Below are 19,038 nucleotides of genomic sequence, written 5' to 3'. Positions count from 1 at the left end.
CAAAAAGGTTAAATAGATTTAACTTTTATCACCCATGCTTCACCCATACGGTGGAGCGTGGCTCCTCACAGAAATAGCGCCTGAGTATAGGCCATAATTCCCACGACAAGCATGCTGCTATGCGCTATAGTTCACAAATAGAGGACGAGTTATGAGCGTTATGCCATCTGCTGAATGGCTTCAATTGTTAAGATGTCACCACATTCCCGTACCACGTGATCGGTCGCTTGACATGCCTCGCTGATCTCGGCACGATCATAGGCGTAGCACCAGCAAGAATTTGGCATAGCAGGTTGATCTGCGCTCGCTCATGTTCTCGAAAGGATTTGTGATGATCAAACGACAGTTTCATGCCCGTGTGGTTGTGATGATAGTGCTCTTCAGTCTGCTGACTGGGGGGTGGTTGCTGCAACCAGCGACTCATGATGCCGCCGCTCAAACGCGCTCGACGATTCAATATAGTTATAATCCTGAGCGCCAACATGTACATTCTGGCAGCATTAGTTTTTTTCGCCAAACAATTTTCAATTCTAGCTCTGGATTAACTGGTGCTTCGCTCTTCGATAGCCCAACCGGCATGATTTTTGGCCCCGATGGGCGCTTGTATGTTAGCCAATTCAATGGCCGGATTTTTGCGATTACGCTTAATCCAACTACCCATCAAGCCACCGCCGTCCAAGTTATCGAAACAATCTACAATTATCCTAATACTAATGATGATGGCTCGCCAGCAACCGGAGTTAATGGCCGCCAATTGATTGGGATTTTGTTTGACCCTGCCTCAACGCCTGCGAACATGATTTTGTATGTTTCACATAGCGACCCACGCTATGGCTACAACAGCGATACAACCTCGCAGAAAATCAACACCCGTTCTGGCACGATTAGCAAATTGCTCAGCACCAATAATTTTGCTACTTCAACCGACATTATCAAAGGTTTGCCTCGTTCACGCGAAAACCATAGCACCAACAGCATTGGCTGGGGTCCAGATGGCTGGCTGTATATTTCGTCGTCGAGCAACACTAATAATGGTGCACCAAGCGCTCACTTCAGCAATTTGGCCGAATATTATCTTTCGGCGGCAATTTTGCGCGCCAATGTGCGCAGTGCAGGCTTTCCAAGCGCCGGGATTGACGTTAAAAACGTCAATAGTGCCTCTGCTTTAACACCGTTTGCTGGCCAGTTTGAAATTTTTGCAACTGGCTATCGTAATGTCTATGATTTTATTTGGCTAAACAATAAGTTGTATGCCAATGTCAACGGCGGCAACGATGGCTACGGCGATACGCCGAGCGCAGCCCAATGCCCTGGTGGCGTTGAAATCAACCCACGCTATTTGCCCGATACGCTCAAAATTGTGACTCAAGGCTCATATGGTGGGCATCCCAACCCAGCCCGCGGCGAATGTGTGCTCAACAATGGCAATGCCCAAGGTTTGCCAACGCCGCCAAACTACAATCCACCAGCTTTGACCTACGATTTCCGGCCATCAACCAACGGGATCACTGCTTACATTAGCAATGCTTTTGGCGGCGCGTTGCAAGGCAATTTGATTGTAGCAACCTATGGCCAAAATCAAGATGTGAGCCGCGTCCAACTCGATGCGAATGGTAGTCCCACCAGCATCCAAAGCTTGGCCAACTTCAATCAACCGCTTGATGTGGTAACCGATGCCAAGGGCGTGATTTACGTGGCCGAATTTGGCAGCGATGCAATTACCATCCTTGAGCCAGAAGATTTGCCCAATTGTCCGCCACCGCCGCCATATTCCAGCGCGTTCGATAGCGATAACGATGGCTACTCCGATTTTGATGAAGATCAAAATGGCACCAACTTATGTAGCCGTGCTAGCGTGCCCAACGATTTCGATGGCGATATGATCTCCGATTTGACCGATCCTGACGATGATAACGATGGGATTCTCGATGTCAACGATCAGTTGTATTTCGATGCTGCCAACGGCACGAATACCAAGTTGCCAGTCGAGTTCAATTGGAATCCTGGCGATGCGCCATTGGGCAAAGTTGCCAACACTGGCTTTACTGGGGTTCAAATTACCAACGGCTTAACCCGTACCGCTGAAGCCAAGATTGCGGTTGGCGCTGCTGGTGGTTTTACCAACATCATCACCACCGAAGGCACTAATGCTGGTGCGATTAATACCCAAGCCAATGCCTTACAACTTGGCTTTGATCCCCATCGCAATTTCCGAGTCGAAACGCGGATTACTGAAATGTTCCTTGGGCGCACGCCTGAGGGCAATCAAGCGGCGGGCCTGTTCTTTGGGCCCAACCAAGATAACTACGTGAAATTGGTGGCGACCGCCAATCTCAATGGCGATGGTACCAGTGGCGACACTGGGTTGCAATTTGCCATGGAAGTTGCAGGAAACCTACAAATCAATCCAACAAATAATAATCCAAGCATCGTTTTGCCTGGTGTGAGCAATATCGACCTGCGTTTAGACGGTAATCCTGCTGCGCAGACCATAACTGCCTACTATAAAACGACAGGCAACACATGGATTGCAATTGGCACAATCAATGTTCCATTGTGGTTTTTCAATACGGGAACCCCAACTGGGATTTTGGCAACCAACCATGGAACGCCAAACACGATCTCATTTATTTTCGATTTCTTCCGTTTGAGCTATCGCGATATTGTGGCGCGAATTAACAGCGGCGATCGTGATTGGACGACCAACGACGGTGCTGTTTGGAGTCCTGATAGCAGTACAAGCCGCCCATACTCAAGTGGCGGTGGCACCTATGTTTTGATTCCAGGGGTTTCGTGCCCACAAATTTACAATGTGACCCGCGACTTTGATCGTTTGTATTGTTCCGAGCGCAATACAAGTGGCTCGCCAGTTCAATACACGATTCCGGTCAGCAGCACTGGAACCTATGCGGTGCGATTGCACTTTGCCGAACTCTATTGGGGAACCAATGGGCGGCCAGGCCCGAACCAGCGCAAATTCAATGTTCAAATTGAAGGTACGACGGTGTTGACCAATTTCGATATTTTCAGCGAAACTGGCGCAACCTTCCGCCCGATTACCAAAACCTTCAGCACCAATATTAGTGATGGAGCGGTGAATATTAGTTTGCCAAGTGGTCAGCCGGGCAATGTTGATCAAGGCAAAATTGCGGCGATTGAGGTTTGGGGGCCAATTCTCAACATTGCCAATGTTACGCCAACGGTCACGCCATCGCCAACCGCGACCAATACGCCATCGCCGACCGTGACCAACACGCCAACCAACACGCCAACCGTGACGGCCAGCAATACGCCAACCAATACCAATACGCCGTCACCAACCGCGACTGGCACGCTGACACCGACCAATACGCCGACTGTGACGTTGACTCCAAGCACTACGCCGACCAACACGCCAACCCAAACGGAAACGCCAAGCGTAACCGCAACCGTTGACCAACCGACGTATCGGATTTGGCTACCATACACGCTCAAAAACTAAGCACGATTGCGTGGAGTCGTCACTGGTTGATGGCTTCACGCTCGATTGAACTGATCGTTGCTAAGGCATGACGTGAATTCCTTAAAAATGTTTTTAAAAACATTAAAATAGTACCAAAAAACATTAAAATTCATGCAAATATTGGCCAAGCAAACCAAAATTTGCACTGTAAAGATTGACAAAATTAGTACCATTGTATATAACAATACCGTACTTTTAGTTAATCTCAACTGATATACTGATCGATAACGATGGCCCGTAGCAAACGCACTTTTTTTGATCGATCGTGATTGATTCGATTTTTTGCGCGTTAAGCGCTTGAAATCACAACTCGCTACGGGTCACAAGCTGTTCCAGGAGGGGTCATGACCATGAAGCGGTCTATCGTTCGTTGGTTGCATGGGGTGCTCGCAGCATTCTTGTTTAGCAACCTTTGGCTTGTGGGCGCACCGCCAACGCAGGTGGCGGCGGCGGTTCCGGCGAGCAATCGCCAACCACTTACGCCAGTTCAAGCTAAAGCCCTACTAGAGGCTCCACGGGTAACCGACACCTTGCCACTCAATGGCTCGACCTCGGTTAACCGTGATATTTTCATCGCAGCAAACGTCTATATTCCTAATGGTGGGCTTGACCCCCAAACCTTGACAGCAGCGTCTGTCAAATTGATTCGGGTGATTGATAATTTTGAAATTGTAGCGCGGCTGACTACCTCAGCAGCTGGCGATGTGATTATTCTCAATCCCAATGACTATCTTGATCCATTTACCCAATATCGTTTTCGGGTGAATGTTGGGGTTGCAACCAATAGTTTGCTACGCGATATTGCTGGCGAACCGTTTGAAGCCTATGAATCTGTCTTTACAACTGGCAGTGCTGGTGGCCCTTCGGCAACTGGCAATATTCGCTTTAACAAGGTTGCGACTGGCATTACGATGCCAAACGATGAAGGCTATACCTCATTGGCAATTGGCCCTGATGGCAAGCTCTACGCTGCAACCGTCAAAGGCCAAATTGTGCGCTATACGATTAACGCCGATGGTACGTTGAATACCGCCAATAGTTTGGCCATTCAAACGGTGCGTACCTACACTGGCACCACCCAAGAGCGCATGATCATCGGTTTGGTGTTTGACCCTGCTTCAACCGCAGCCAACCCAATTTTGTGGATCACTCATAGCCCATATGCCTTGAGCGGTGGCCCCGATTGGAGCGGCAAGCTGACGCGCTTGAGCGGCGCGAATCTTACAACTGCCCAAGATTATTTGATTGGCATGCCACGTTCATCACGTGACCACCTTTCGAATAGTTTGGTGTTTGGCCCTGACGGCGCATTGTATATGACCGTTGGTAGCAACAGCGCCATGGGTTTTGTGGATAATGGTTGGAACTTGCGGCCAGAGCACAAACTGGGCGCAGCAGTCCTGCGGATCAATCAAAATGGGCTGGGCACGTTGCCATTGAATGTGCAAACTGAAGATGGTGGCACCTACGACCCATTTGCGCCAAATGCCCCAGTGACGATTTATGCCTCTGGCGTTCGTAACGCCTATGACCTGATTTGGCACTCGAATGGCCAATTGTATACCGCGACCAACGGCTCAGCTGCTGGCGGCAATACCCCAGCAACGCCTGGTAATTTGGCGAATTATGCACCTTGTCAAAATCGGCTTGATGTTGGCACCAATGGAGCCTATGTTGGGCCTGATGTGCCGAAATTATCATCAAGCTCAAGCACGCGCATTCCCGATCAATCCGATTTTCTCTTTCGGATTACGCCGGGCGGCTACTATGGCCACCCCAATCCCCAACGCTGTGAATGGGTCATGAACGGCGGTAATCCAAGCTCTGCGGTTGATCCCGCCGAAGTTGCCCCAGGTGGCAGCAATGTTGGCTACCCAGTTGGGACCCAACCAGACCGCAACTATCGCGGCTTCTCGTGGGATTTTGGTTTGCACAAATCGCCAAACGGCACGATTGAATACAAATCGAACACCTTTAATGGCGCACTCAAAAACAAATTGATTGTTACCCGTTATAGCGGCAGCAAAGATTTGGTTGTGCTGACCCTTGGTGCCAACAAAGAGATTATTAGCGAACAAGGTGGCTTGCCTGGGATGAAAGATTTCTCGGGGCCGCTTGACGTGATTGAAAATACTGCCAACGGCAATTTGTATGTTTCCGATTATTTGGCAGAAAAAATTTACCTGCTGACGCCTGATATTCAGCCAGAACCACGGATCGATATCAAGCCAGCCCGCCGGGTGTTCAACTTGGCGCGGCCTACGAGCGGCTCGGTCGATTCGCTAACCCAAACCTTTGTGATTAGCAATACTGGTCAAGCTAATTTGAGCGTGACTGGCGTGCAATTGATTGGGCCTGAAGCTGGTTCGTTTGTGATCACCAATGTGCCAAGCTTCCCCCGCACCTTGGCTCCAAGCGCGACGCTTAGTTTGAATGTGGTCATGCGCGCCAATGCAGCAACCAGTTTGGGCACGAAGGGCGCAATTATCCAAATCCAAAGCAACGACCCAATTAATCCCAAGATTGACGGGGCTTTGCGCGGCTTGGTTTATGCCAATGGCACTGAACCATCGCTCCAATGGATTATCGATACCTATGAATTCCCGATGAACGTTGGCGATGATGACCCAACAACTTCGATAATTCATAGCACCAATGGTACATCGTTGCTGCTTGGTCAAGAAGTCTATGCAGATTTCTTTACCCGCGCAACAACGTCGGCAATTACCTTGGAGCCATTGGCTGCCTTTGGCCCAACCGGCCCTGCTGGAACTGCAACAACCTTGGGTTGGTATCCAGTTAAGAGTGCTGGAGCTAATCGCACCAGTATTTTCTCGGTGCCAAATACCAGTGCTCAACGCCTGAACCCAGCTATCACTGGCAATTTGACCTTTGAACCAGGCTATGAGTTCTTCGATTTCTATACCCAATGGCCAGCCTTTGCAAATCGGGTGGTTTATGGCCAAGATAGCCTCAACACGTTTGATGAGGCGAATCCACACCATATGCGGGTTTACCCTCTCAAAACCAGCAACGATTCGACGGTACCGAATACCTATGTGGTGGTGTTTGAAGAAGCGACCACGGGCTTAGACTATCAAGATCTGGTCTTTATTGTGCGTAATGTGCGGCCAGTGCGCTTGCCAAGCATGAGCACCCCAGTCCAAATCAACTTCCAAAGTGCCTCGACTGCTGTGCCTGCTGGCTACATGCGTGATTGGGGCCAAGCCTTTGGCAATCGCAATGAAAAAGATCAAGGCGATGGCTCGTTGTACTATGGCTGGGTCAATCCAGAGACGATTACGCCGATTGTGCTTGATACCAACGGGCGCTATCGCTTTGTTGCTAATATCGACAAACGCTATGATTCGTTGATGCACATGCGTGCCAACGATATTTCTGGAGTTTTTGGCGGGGTCAAGGCGCCTGGCACATGGGAAATGGCGCTGCCGAATGGCATTTACTCGGTCACGGTTGCCGCTGGTGATCCGCAGGTTCAACAAACTCCTGAATTTGATCGCCACACCATCAATGTTGAAGGCGTAAACGCGATTAACAACTTCACCTCGGTGGGGGCAACTGGCGCACCAACCAGGCACGCAACCCAAACTGTGGTGGCAACAGTTAATGATAATCGCTTAACTATTGATGCTCATGGTGGGATTAACACCAAAATCAATTTTGTGATTATTACGCCTTACGTGGAGCCACCAACCGCCACGCCAACCGAAACGCCAACCAACACGCCAACGTCGACCAATACGCCGACGGTGACGAATACGCCAACCAACACGGCCACCTCGACGGCGACCAACACGGCTACGCCATCGAATACGCCAACCAACACAACGACTGCTGTGCCAACAACACCTGGCACCACCCAACCAACCAATACCTTTACGCCAAGCCCAACCGTTGGTAGCCCAACGCTCACGGTAACGCCTGGCACGCCAACCGCGACCGTTACGCCCACGATTACGCCAACCCCAGGTACGCCAACGGTCACCGTTACCCCAACCGTGACTGTGCCACCAGCAACCAGTCGGGTCTTTATTCCGATGGTGATTCTGGGCGGGCCTCGCAGCGGCCCTGGCGGCGTAACCTTGGGCCTCAAAGGCATGTATCGGCCTGCGATTGAAGGTGTAGTGAGCACTCGTCAAGCTAATGACGAAAACTTCACTTCTGCAATCGAAAGCGCAGTGCGTCAGCTCAAAACCCTGATGACGGCCCAAGTTGTGGCTGCCGCATGTTTCGGTGCAGGTAAGCTAGAGATCGAAAATGTTGAATCACACAACATCCCTTACAACGATTGGTTGATGTTCAGCAAGATTCAAAATCCAGCTGCCCGCAGTGGCACGCGCAACTACTTCCGCAACACTGGGGTTGTTCGGGTGCGCAACACAGGCACTGGGCCATTGATTCTCAGCAGCATGACGATTACTGGGGTTTGGACGTTGAGCGGCACTTTGAGCTTGCCAACGATCATTCAGCCAAATACCTTCCGTGATATTCGCTTGGATTTCACGCCACCAGTTGATCCGCGGACTGATCCACCAGGGATTGCCTATTCGGGTGAGCTGCTGTTGCGCACCAACGATGCAAGCGAGCCAAACAAGGTTATTCAATTGCGTGGCTGGTGGCAAAAACAAAACGAAGGCGACGACGAGCCAAACATCCAACAAATTATGGATTTCTTTGGCTACGACGTGAAGATTGTCTATCCACCCCAAACCTGGACTGGCGATGGGGGTACACTGACCCAAATTGGCGAGGAAGTTATCTCGCCATATTGGACGCGCTTCGATGCGAGCAAGCCAGTACGGGTTGTCCAGTTGGCTGGTTTGCACCAGTGCTGTACCACCAGCACAGCTAGCGATATTGCATGGGCTGCTAAAGGTAGCACCACTTTGCAAGAATCCAGCACCCACCATCCATCGGATGGCCAAACCTATATGCCACGCTTGTACGATGGCAGCGATGTGTTTGATATTAACATGAACCCAACCGGGATCTTCCAATTTATCATTTCACAAACTGCTTGGGGCGATCCTCAGTACAATAATCCAGTTGGCAAGCACTATTTGCGGGCTTGGCCATTGCGCGATCGCAACGGGGTCTTGGTTCCTAATAGCTATGTGCTGTCGATGGACTTCAACGGCATCAACTACGACTATAACGATAACGTCTATATCGTCAACAATATTCGGCCAGAGTTTGTTGAGGTTGACGATTCAACGGTTGGCGCAATGCCCGGCACGCCAAGCCTGAATTTGGAATTCAATCAAAATTACCCAAATACCTTGGTTGATAACACCAATGTTGGCACGGGCTTCTCACAAACCCAACGCAACAAGAGTGATTACAAGCAAATTAGCATTGGCGTATCGTATGATCCAACCTTATTAACAATGAACACTGCTGGGGCTGGCACGCTGAGCTTGGTTTCGCCAGCAGGCACACAGGATGGCACAACCAACACCCAAGTCAATGCCTTGCAACTGCCATTCAACGCCCAAGCCTCGCGCTTTGCAATTACCACGCGGATCGAAGGCAGCGTTGCGGGCTTCACTAGCGCCAATCGTCAAGCAGGCATTTTCTGGGGCATGGAGCAAGACAATTATCTGAAAGTGATGCTTAGCTCAGCCAGCACCCAACCAGTGGTCGTCTTTACCAACGAAACCAATGGCACAAGCGCTACCGTGGCAACTAGCCCAGCGATTGCTAGCCCAGCCAATGTGCTGGCAACCGAATTGCGCTTGAGCGGCGATCCCAAAACTGGGGTGGCAACCGCAGCCTATCGGCTGATCACGGCAGCCAATCCAAACCCAAGTTTTACAACGCTTGGCCAAGTGACCCTGACTGGTGGCCGCTATCAACGCTTCTTTGATCGCAAGGTCAATGCGGGGATTGTAACCACCCACAAAACCAACACGACCTTTACAACTGTCTTTGATACATTTGCAATCAGCCTTGACGAACCAACCGCCGCGCGGCCAGTTGTGGCTCGGGTTGATGTTGGTAGCGCCAATAGCTTCACTGATAGCGCTGGCAATGTGTGGCAAGCTGATACTGGTTTGTTCGAGCCAAGCAATGCGGTTGCTGAAGGCACTGGCACACCAGCCATCGAAAACACGGTTGATGATACGCTCTATCAAACCTATCGTGGCAATGTTGGCAACCCAACCCGCACGATTACCTATAACTTAACCGTGCCAGCAACCATACAAAGCGTTGATGTTCGTTTGCACTTCGCTGAACTCTACTGGGGTGCACCTGGTGGTGGCGCTGCTGGCCCAGGCAAGCGGGTGTTCGATGTACGCGCCGAAGGCGAGACGATTCTCGATAACTTCGATATTAGCGCCTCGGTTGGTGCTGCACGCGCCGCATTAATTGTGCCAATCAACGGTATTCCAGTGGTTGATGGTCAGTTGCAATTGGCCTTTGATGCAGAAATGGACTTTGCTTCGATCTCAGCAATCGAAGTTTTTGCCAGCACAGTCAATGGCAATGTGCCACCAACCGCCAATGCTGGGGCTGATCAACAAGTTGCTCTAGGTGCGACCGTCAATTTGGCGGGCACAAGCAGCGACTTCGAAAACACGACCGTAACTGGCGCTTGGACCCAGCTTGAAGGCCCTGCCGTCACGCTAACTGGCACTGGCAACAATCGCAGCTTTACCGCTCCAGCCAGCGCAACCAGCTTGGTCTTCCGCTTTACCGCAACCGATGCAGGCGGCGCCAGCACCAGCGACACGGTCACAATCTTGGTTGGCAATAAACCAATCGAGCAAGTTGTGGCAGTATCCAACGGCCCATCATCGCCAAACGATGCAATTAGCTTCCAAGCGGTGGTGGCTTGTGGCAGCAACGTCAACTTTGCTTGGAACTTTGGCGATGGTACGCCTGTGGTCAACGAAAGCACTGGCAAGGTACGCCATGCCTTTGCAACCAAGGGCAATTACACGGTAACAGTCACGGCCAGCAATGGCTCAAGCAGCGTTTCAACCTCGCTGCAAGTGCAGGTCTTGCCATTGCTTACCCGCTTCAATGCAGGCGCTTTCAGCAGCCTAACTACTCCCGATGGCGTGCGCTGGGCTGCCGATAGCTACTCGCAAAACGGCAGTACCTCGAACCCAGGCAACTTGGGCGATGTGGCTAACACCGATAACGATGCCTTGTACTACGACGATCGCTTTGCCTCGGGCGCAGCAACTGCAACCTTGGATTATGCGATTCCAGTGCCAGTCAGCGGCCAATACACCGTGCGCTTGCACTTCGCCGAAATCTTCTTTGGGGTAACAAGTGGGGTTGCTGGTGGCACAGGCAAGCGGGTCTTCGATGTCAACATTGAAGGCAACCGCGTGCTCAACGATTATGACCCAACGCTGGCGGTTGGCGCGAAAGCTGCCGATACCCGCTTGTTTACGGTCAACGTGACTGATGGAGTTTTGAATCTTCAATTTGCGCCAGAAGCAAGCCGCCCAACCGTAAGTGCGATTGAGGTCTTTGGGGCCCAAAACTTGACCTTTGCCACCCCAACTGCCTTGCCATCGCCAACCAATACGCCAATTGGCACCTTTACGCCAACGCCACAAGGTACCTTCTTCTTGAAGGTCAACTTCCAGCCCAACGATTCTGGCGCTGTGCCAAACGGCTACGTCAAGGATTATGGCCAAGGCTATGGTTTGCGCCAAGATCCTGGCCAAGGTTCAGGCTTGAGCTATGGTTGGATCGACAGTGCTGGCCAGCCCAAGAGCTTGATCAGCGATCCACGGCGGCGTAGCGTCAACAGCGATATCCGCTTGGATACCTTGATGCATATGCAGTTGACCACTGGCGGCGGCAAGTGGGAAGCAGCAGTTCCAAACGGGGTTTATGATGTAACTGTGGCTGTGGGCGATGCCCAAGCTGGTGGCTCGGCAATGTCGCACAATGTAACGATTGAAGGCGTTGTGGCAATCAACCAGTTTGTGCCACCAGCCAATGCTGCCAATGGTTCAGCCAGTTTGCATCAAACCAACACCGTGCGTGTGACGGTCAGCGACGGCAAGTTGACAGTTGATCCCGTTGGTGGCACAAACACCAAGATCAACTACTTGGACATTAATTGGTTTGGAGCGTTGGCAACTGAAACGCCAACCAACACCCCAACCGATGTGCCAACCAACACCCCAACCAATACGGCTACGGCCACGGCAACTGAAACGCCAACCAATACGGCGACAGCAACCGAGGTGCCAACCAACACCCCAACCAATACCGAAACGCCAACCCCAAGCAATACGCCAACCAATACGGCGACCTTGGAGCCTGGTATTACGCCAACCAATACCCATACGCCAACGATTACTTCAACGCCAACCCAAACAGCGACCCCAACGGTAACTGTTTCGGTTACGCCAACCGCAACGACTGGCACGGCAACCTATGTGGTCTTCCTGCCATACACTGCCAAGGGCAACTAAGCGCTGAAGGTCTGCATCCGGTGGAGCTAATCACTCCGCCGGATGCTTTTTTGTTTAATCGGCGAGGGCAAAGAGCTGTTGTGGGGGAAAATGGAGATCGACAGTTTGGCCAATGTCGCGTGGCGTTTGGCCTACTTCGCGCACGATAATTAGCTGTTCGGCGGCTTGCAAACGATATTCCCAGCGCTCGCCAAGGTAGCGGCGCTCAATAATCTGGGCTGAAATGTTGGGCTGGCTTGCAGCATTATTAATTTGAATATGCTCAGGCCGAATTGCTACATGAAGCGTATTTGGGCCAAAGTTGCCGTTAAATTGACCAAGCTGGCTCTCAAACGTGGTGCCGTGCATGTGCCCCGCAATGATTGCGCCAACCCCCACAAATTGGGCCGCCGCCCGATTTGGTGGCCGCTCAAACAGCGCAATTGATGGCAAATCGGCAACCAAACTGCCATTGATTAACAGCGCTGTGCGTTCGGCCAAGGCCAAGGCTTCGCTCAAATCATGGGTCACGATAATGGTTGTCATCTGTAATTCACGATGCAGCCGCGCAATCACGCCTTGCAAACTAACTCGAATTTCTGGGTCAAGGCTGCTTAATGGCTCGTCGAGCAACAAAACCTTGGGCTGGACTGCCAAAGCCCGCGCCAAGGCGATACGCTGTTGTTGGCCACCAGAAAGTTGCTGTGGCTTGCGTTGCTGCATCCCGCTCAATTCAACCAAATCCAACAATTCGGCCACTTTTTGCTTAATCTGCTGGCTGGCTACTTTGCGCGCCTTGAGGCCAAAGCCAATATTTTCGGCCACCGAGAGAAATGGAAATAAATAGGGCTGCTGAAAGAGCAAGACAATTTCGCGCTGATGGGCTGGCACCTGATTCAGCACCCGCTTAGCCAAGCGAATCTCGCCAGCATCGGGTGTTTCGATCCCCGCCAAGAGCTTGAGCATTGTCGATTTGCCTGAGCCAGATGGCCCAAGCAAGGCCAAAAATTCACCTTGGTTTAGCTGTAAATTGATATTTTGAAGAATGGTCTGCTTTGCATACGATTTAGTTAACTGATCAAGTTGCAAATAGCTCATGGTCGGGGCGTTGCTCCTGTTGCTGGCGAACCCAAATAGCGCGCTACCAAACCTAGCAAGATTAATAACGGGGCGATAAAGATTAGGCTCAAGCTGGCGATCAAGCTCTGGTTGCCACCGCTGGCCGCCGCAAATAAGAGCATTGGCAGGGTGATAATCTTACCGCCGCCGATTAGCAAGCTGAGCACGTATTGGCTCCAAGAGATTAAAAATGCCAATACGCCTGCAACCACTAAACTTGGCAAGAGCATTGGCACGCTGACCCGCCAAAAAACAAACCACGGGCTAGCGCCCAACACCGCTGCTTGCTGTTCGTAGTTGCGATCATAGCGCGCAAAGCTGCTGCCCAAGGTTAGCACCACATAGGGCAAAACCGGAATCAGGTGTACTAACATTACGCCAAATAACGTGCCAGCCAAGCCCAGCCGCAAAAAGACGATGTTTAAGCCAATACCGGTGGCGACGCTTGGCACAACCGTTGGCAGAAAAAACAGGCCATAGATCAAGCCACGCCCGCGAAATGTTTGTAGTTCGAGCACGCGCGCCGCCGGATAGCCAAGCACGAGCGCCAGAATGCTCACACCAGTTGCGATGATCAGGCTTTGGCCAAACGCCCGCCGCAACTGTGGATCAGCCAATTGGCGCAGAAACAGCCCACTATCCCAGCGTTCAGGCCAGAGCGCTGGAAAAAACCAGCCTTGGGCAAAGGCGTAGATCAAAAAAACTGCAATTGGCACAAGCAAAATCAGCGCCAAAACCCAGACAATTATGCGATAGCTCATGACTGCTGCTCCGCCCGTCGCCAACGCCATGCTAGCCCAATCACCACTAGAATGATCAAGCTCATCAGCAGGCTGACGGCCATGCCCTCGGCTCGCGCGTGCAGATCGGGGTTGAGAAACAGCTCCAAGGCCATGGTTGCCAGCATCTCGGGGTAGCGCACGCCAACCAAGGCTGGCACTTCGTAGGCTCCAAAAATAAAGCTCAATACCAATAAGCTGCCACCGATTAAGCTAGGAGCCAGCAGCGGCCAAAGCACTAAGCGCACTCGTTGCCAACGATTAGCTCCCAAGCTTTGGGCCACCAAAAGATACTCGCGGCCTTGTTGGCGTAATGTTGCCAAGCCTATCAACAGCAAAAATGGCACTTCCTTGGTGATATAAGCCATAATAATCCCGATGCCCCAGCGATCACGCACCAGTACCGGAAAATCGCTGGGCTGATCGAGCCAGCCTAATCCAAAGCCGATGCGTGCGAAAATGCCGCTTTGGCTCAGCACCAACAGCAAGGCCATAGCCCAAACGCTATGCGGAATCGCCAAGTGCAAATTGCTGATGGTGCTCAAACCACGATACTGTTGTTGGCGTTCGGCGATGCTACTCAGCAAGCCCAAGCAAATCAGCGCCGAGCCAAGCGTTGCTGCAAGGCTAACCCAGAGCGAAAACAGCAACGCCTGCCACCATTGGCCGCCCAATTGTTCGCCTGCCAAGACATTGCGATAGGCGGCCAAACTAAGCTGGCGTTGGCCTAAAAATGGCAACCAGCCAAGGCTTTGGGCAATGCCATAGCCAAGGCTGCCGCCAAATAAGCCAATAATAATGATGCTTGCTGGTGCTAAACCCAACCAGCGTCGCCATTTAGCCATGCTGTTTACTTGCGCAATACATTCGCCTCCCAACCTTGTTCGATGAGGCTTTGATATTCAGCGGCAATATCGCTGCGCAACGATTTGGCTAAATCGCTGGCTGGAGTTGCAGCATCGCCAAGTTGTTGGGCGGCATTGCTGAGTTTGGCTGCCAAAGCAGGATCGCTCACCTTGGTTGGGTCGATGCCATAGCCCAGGCCAAAGCCGTTTTCTGGCAAAATTTGGGCCGCTTGTAATTCAGGGTCGAGAATCAAATTCGCCAATACCAAGGCCGCAGCGGGATTTGGTGCGGTGCTGGGGATTGCTACATAGTTGAAATCGCCGATCATATTATCATCAAACACAAACGCCCGTGCACTGACTGGCACCAAATTATCTTTGATCAACGAGCCAGCCCCAGCAATCGCTTGGGTAATCGAGAAATCGACTTCGCCATTGGCAAACAGGCTATGTAATTCGTTTTCGGTTTTGGGATAGGTGCTGCCTTCGCGCCACAAACAGCCTTCAAGTTGGTTGAAATATTCCCACAATTTGGGCGACCATTGATCCCATAATTGCTGATTGAACTTGCCGAGCCATTGTTCAGCGCCGCCGCTGACCTCGAACAAGGCTTGTTTGACAAAGCGCGTGCCTTGGAATGCACCTGGCCCCGGCGCGATGTAGGTCACTTTGCCCGGATTAGCGCAGGCATACTCTTTCAGCGCCGCATACGAACGTGGCAGCTCGCTTGCTTGTAGTTTGGCCGAATCGTAAATAAATTGAAATTGCGCCGATGACCATGGGCTTTCGAGGCTCTCCACTGGCTCGCCAAAATCGAGGTTGACCGCCGGATTGGCCCAGTTGACATATTTGCTGTTGGGCAGGCTCTGGCCCCAATCAGCGCGCAGCAAATTAGCTTGTTTCAACGAGGCAAAGTTTTCGCCGTTGATCCAAATTAAATCGACAGCGCCAGTGGTTTTGCCAGCTGCTTTTTCGCTGAGCAACTGATTAACCACATCGACAGTGTCGGCCATTGGCACGCGATTGAGGGTAATGTTGTAGCGTTCTTTGAGCGCTTTGCCATAAAATTGATCAACAAAGCGATTGATGCTATCCGAGCCACCCCAAATATACCAATTAACCGTTTGGCCGTTGGCTGCTTGCTCGATGCCAGCCCAATTGTTGATATCAAGGCTGGTGCTGCTTGGCGTGCTGGTTGGCGTAGCCGCATTGCTGCCACAACTGGCGATGATTAAGCTTACCAAGCCAAGCATCACTGCTAAATTCCAGATTCGTTTGCGTGTTTGCATACCGCTGCTATACCTCTGCTAGGCTGCTTCTTTGGCGGCTTCACGACGCTTAAGCCAGCGTGAAACCCCAATACTAAGAATAAAAATGACGACTGAGCCAGCAAAGGCCCATGGATTGAACGAAAACTCGGCCTTGGTAAAATCGCCCTCGAATGATGCGCCGAGCAACACAAAGGTGAGTGTGCCAGGAAACGAGCCAAGAATCGTGGCGATCAAAAATTGTTTCCAATTGATGCGCAAAATGCCAGCCAGATAATTAACTAAATCGTAGGGCAAGAAGATTAGGCGCATCAACATAATTGTTTCAAAGCTATTGCGGCGTAAACGCTCGATATAGCCATTAATGACGCCAGTTTGGTTTTGATGTTGCTCTGGCTGACCAAAAAAACGCCCAATAATATACGCCACCATGGCTGAGCCGTTGGCCCCAATCACGGTGTAAATCAAGCCCCACACACTCCCAAAAACGCTGCCACCAGCAAGCGTCAAAAATGTGGCAGGAAAGAAAATCAACGGGCGTAGCAGATAGATGCCAATATAAATCAGCATGCCCAAATTGCTTTTGAGCAGCTCGATTACTTGGCCCACAGCGGCGGCGGGCGAAAGCTGGTTGCGCCATGAATACCAGAAATAGCCGCCAATCAGCAGCAACCAAAACCCTGCGGCGAGCAATTTTTGCCAATGGCGTTGCCAAAACGATCTGGTTGGTGGGCTAGTGGTCATGGCGTGGTTCCTCGCGAAGATAACGGCTGGCCCAAAGAACGCGCTGGCCAATTGTAATGCCGACCAACGCTGTCATCCCATGAAACAGCAGGCTCAAATGGCTGGGCAGCACAATAAAGAGACTGAACAGCAGCACGGTTTCTGTACCCTCGATCAAGCCGCTGGGCATGGCGATGCTGGTCATAGCCGTTTGGGCTTTGGCCCCTTGCTGGCGTTTTTCTAAAATTGCTGCCAAATAGGCCCAAGAAATTGCATTGACATAAAAGCTGGCGATCAGGCCGAGCGCTGCCAAGCCATTGGCTAGGGTTGGCTGGCCTGCAACCAAACCAATTGGCAGCAAGGCATAGATCAGCACATCGAGCAGAATATCGATATAGCCACCAAGATCGCTTTGTTGATTGCTGAGCCGTGCAACCGTGCCATCAAGCCCATCGAGTAGGCGATTGAGCAGCCAACAACCAAAGCTGGCCCAATACAGCTGTTGCCAAGCACAAACTGCTGCTGCAAGGCCAACGCCAAAGGCAGCGAGTGTAATGCTGGTTGGGTGAATATGGCGCAAGCGTTGGGCTAACGGAGCTAATAAACGTTCTTTTGGCTGGCGTAAAAATTGATCGACCATCGCCGCTAGCTCCTTAGTGACTACCGCCGTTATCGTAGCTTAATCATCGCGGCCAAATTCTTAACAGTTGATGATCTCTTCCTCAGCCCAACCCCGCGCTCGTGGTGCAAGCGAGGAGCGTTTGAGCACGTGGTTGGGTTAATGTGCAGCGTTATGAGGATTTGAACTGTAGCTTATTGATGTTCTGCTTGCCAGTTTTCGCGCACGGCAACCACTTGCTCTTGGTTGGCACGTACATCGCTGGTGCGATCGCTTAAACTGGCGAGCCAGGCTTGGCCTTCAGGTGATGTGTACCATTGCACGGTTTCCAAAAAGCCTTGTTCAAACGAATAGCGTGGTTGCCAGCCCAATTCGCGCTTGATTTTGCTCAGATCCATGGCATAGCGGCGGTCGTGGCCCGGGCGATCGGCAACAAATTCAACGCTATTTTCAATCGTCAATGAGCGATCAAGAAATTCGCTCATAATGTCGAGCATGGTTTCGACAAGGTGAAAGTTGGAAAGCTCGGCTTCGCCGCCAATCCCGTAGGTTTCGCCAATGCGACCTTTTTTAATCACCAAGGCAATCGCTTCGCAGTGATCTTGCACATGCAGCCAATCGCGAATGTTGCGACCTGGAATCCCATCCGCATCGGTATAGAGCTTGACTTTTTGGTTGGCCAACAACAAGGCAATCGAGCGTGGAATCAGCTTTTCTGGGGTCTGAAATGGGCCATAGTTGTTAGTGCAGTTGGTAATCGTGATCGGGTAGTTGTAGGTGTGAGCAAAGGCACGCACCACATGATCCGAGGCAGCTTTGCTGACTGCATATGGGCTGCTGGGATTATAGGGATAGGTTTCGTGGAATTTTTGCGGGTCGTCGAAGGCTAAATCGCCAAACACTTCATCAGTTGAAACATGGTGAAAGTGGCCAACCCCAGCCTCGCGTGAAGCCCGAATCAAGCTAGCAGTGCCTTCAATATTTGAGCGATAGAATTGGCGCTCCAATTCAAACGCGCCCAACGACCGATCAACGTGAGTTTCGGCGGCAAAGTGCACCACCAAATTAACTCCCGCCAAGACCTTGAGCATCGTTTGGTAATCGCAAATATCAGCCTGTACAAATTGGCAATTGGGGCGTTCGTGGTAGCCCGCCAAATTGCTCAAATGGCCAGCATAGGTTAAGGCATCAATTACCACAACCTCATCAGCAGGGTTGGTATCCATCCAATAGCGCACAAAGTTGGAGCCAATAAAGCCTGCCCCGCCTGTTACTGCAATTCGCATAAAAACCTTGGAACCTTTCTATCGTTGGAATGCCTGAATTGTCGTCAATAATCGCTGCATTGTGGATGATCGCTGGGGAGTTGTCAACTGATGGGACTGGGGGCTGGGAATCGGAGATTGGGGATCGGGATTTCGGCGCAGTGGCGCAGAGTTGAGGATCGATTTTTGATCCACAAAGAGCACAAAGAACGGAACCGCGAAGAGCGCGAAGAGCACGAAGAAGGGTTTTAGCCCAGAGGCGCAGGGTGAATAAGGCTATTGGCTAGCGGCGTTTGGCTAGCGGGAAATTAACGAGTTTGGCAAAGATGCTGGGAATTGAACAAGTAACCAATCCCCAGCCCCTGACCGCCGACCCCTCGCACCGAAACCGCGAAGGCTTATTTTCGCCACAGATTGCACAGAGTATGTGGATTATGTTTACGATAGCCTATAGCCCAACCCCGACCCCTGACC

9 protein-coding genes are annotated in these 19,038 nt (G+C 51.4%); 2 read left to right on the top strand and 7 right to left on the bottom strand.

Features of this window, described 5'->3' with window-relative positions:
• The first annotated feature begins 331 nt into the window (after positions 1 to 331).
• Positions 332 to 3,481: a malectin domain-containing carbohydrate-binding protein gene (locus SE18_RS18930; RefSeq protein ID WP_054536036.1), complete on the top strand. Its 3,150-nt coding sequence runs from the start codon at positions 332 to 334 to the stop codon at positions 3,479 to 3,481.
• 371 nt (positions 3,482 to 3,852) lie between these two features.
• Positions 3,853 to 11,967 (top strand): malectin domain-containing carbohydrate-binding protein, encoded by an 8,115-nt coding sequence (locus tag SE18_RS27245; RefSeq protein ID WP_160319526.1) that lies wholly within the window; start codon positions 3,853 to 3,855, stop codon positions 11,965 to 11,967.
• 54 nt (positions 11,968 to 12,021) lie between these two features.
• Here SE18_RS27245 and SE18_RS18920 read toward each other — a convergent pair whose 3' ends face one another.
• From SE18_RS18920 to rfbB, 7 genes are all read right to left on the bottom strand, one after another.
• Positions 12,022 to 13,044, bottom strand: coding sequence for an ABC transporter ATP-binding protein (locus SE18_RS18920; protein ID WP_054536034.1), 1,023 nt, complete (start codon positions 13,042 to 13,044; stop codon positions 12,022 to 12,024).
• Positions 13,041 to 13,826 carry an ABC transporter permease gene (locus SE18_RS18915; RefSeq protein WP_054536033.1) on the bottom strand — a complete coding sequence of 262 codons (786 nt, stop codon included), beginning with the start codon at positions 13,824 to 13,826 and terminating at the stop codon, positions 13,041 to 13,043. Before SE18_RS18915 ends, SE18_RS18920 begins: the two co-directional genes overlap by 4 nt.
• Positions 13,823 to 14,689 (bottom strand): ABC transporter permease, encoded by an 867-nt coding sequence (locus SE18_RS18910; protein ID WP_054536032.1) that lies wholly within the window; start codon positions 14,687 to 14,689, stop codon positions 13,823 to 13,825. Before SE18_RS18910 ends, SE18_RS18915 begins: the two co-directional genes overlap by 4 nt.
• 5 nt (positions 14,690 to 14,694) lie before the next feature.
• A complete protein-coding gene (locus SE18_RS18905; protein ID WP_054536031.1) occupies positions 14,695 to 15,978 on the bottom strand; it encodes an ABC transporter substrate-binding protein in 1,284 nt (427 codons plus the stop codon).
• 18 nt (positions 15,979 to 15,996) lie between these two features.
• The gene (locus tag SE18_RS18900) at positions 15,997 to 16,701 is read right to left on the bottom strand and encodes a TVP38/TMEM64 family protein (RefSeq protein ID WP_054536030.1); all 705 of its coding nucleotides are present in this window, start codon (positions 16,699 to 16,701) and stop codon (positions 15,997 to 15,999) included.
• Entirely contained in the window at positions 16,691 to 17,320 is a 630-nt protein-coding gene (locus tag SE18_RS18895; protein WP_054536029.1) for a CDP-alcohol phosphatidyltransferase family protein, read from the bottom strand. The genes SE18_RS18900 and SE18_RS18895 overlap by 11 nt, the downstream gene beginning before the upstream one ends.
• 173 nt (positions 17,321 to 17,493) lie before the next feature.
• Positions 17,494 to 18,585, bottom strand: coding sequence for a dTDP-glucose 4,6-dehydratase (gene rfbB / locus SE18_RS18890; RefSeq protein WP_054536028.1), 1,092 nt, complete (start codon positions 18,583 to 18,585; stop codon positions 17,494 to 17,496).
• Positions 18,586 to 19,038: the final 453 nt, after the last annotated feature.

The organism is Herpetosiphon geysericola, assembly GCF_001306135.1.
GTDB classification, from domain to species: domain Bacteria; phylum Chloroflexota; class Chloroflexia; order Chloroflexales; family Herpetosiphonaceae; genus Herpetosiphon; species Herpetosiphon geysericola.
This window is presented reverse-complemented; position numbering and strand designations above follow the sequence as displayed.

Excerpts from the sequence above, each read along its gene's own strand:
- SE18_RS18930 (WP_054536036.1), top strand. The coding sequence starts at position 332 with ATGATCAAACGACAGTTTCATGCCCGTGTGGTTGTGATGATAGTGCTC.
- SE18_RS27245 (WP_160319526.1), top strand. The coding sequence starts at position 3,853 with ATGAAGCGGTCTATCGTTCGTTGGTTGCATGGGGTGCTCGCAGCATTC.
- SE18_RS18920 (WP_054536034.1), bottom strand. The coding sequence starts at position 13,044 with ATGAGCTATTTGCAACTTGATCAGTTAACTAAATCGTATGCAAAGCAG.
- SE18_RS18915 (WP_054536033.1), bottom strand. The coding sequence starts at position 13,826 with ATGAGCTATCGCATAATTGTCTGGGTTTTGGCGCTGATTTTGCTTGTG.
- SE18_RS18910 (WP_054536032.1), bottom strand. The coding sequence starts at position 14,689 with ATGGCTAAATGGCGACGCTGGTTGGGTTTAGCACCAGCAAGCATCATT.
- SE18_RS18905 (WP_054536031.1), bottom strand. The coding sequence starts at position 15,978 with ATGCAAACACGCAAACGAATCTGGAATTTAGCAGTGATGCTTGGCTTG.
- SE18_RS18900 (WP_054536030.1), bottom strand. The coding sequence starts at position 16,701 with ATGACCACTAGCCCACCAACCAGATCGTTTTGGCAACGCCATTGGCAA.
- SE18_RS18895 (WP_054536029.1), bottom strand. The coding sequence starts at position 17,320 with ATGGTCGATCAATTTTTACGCCAGCCAAAAGAACGTTTATTAGCTCCG.
- rfbB (WP_054536028.1), bottom strand. The coding sequence starts at position 18,585 with ATGCGAATTGCAGTAACAGGCGGGGCAGGCTTTATTGGCTCCAACTTT.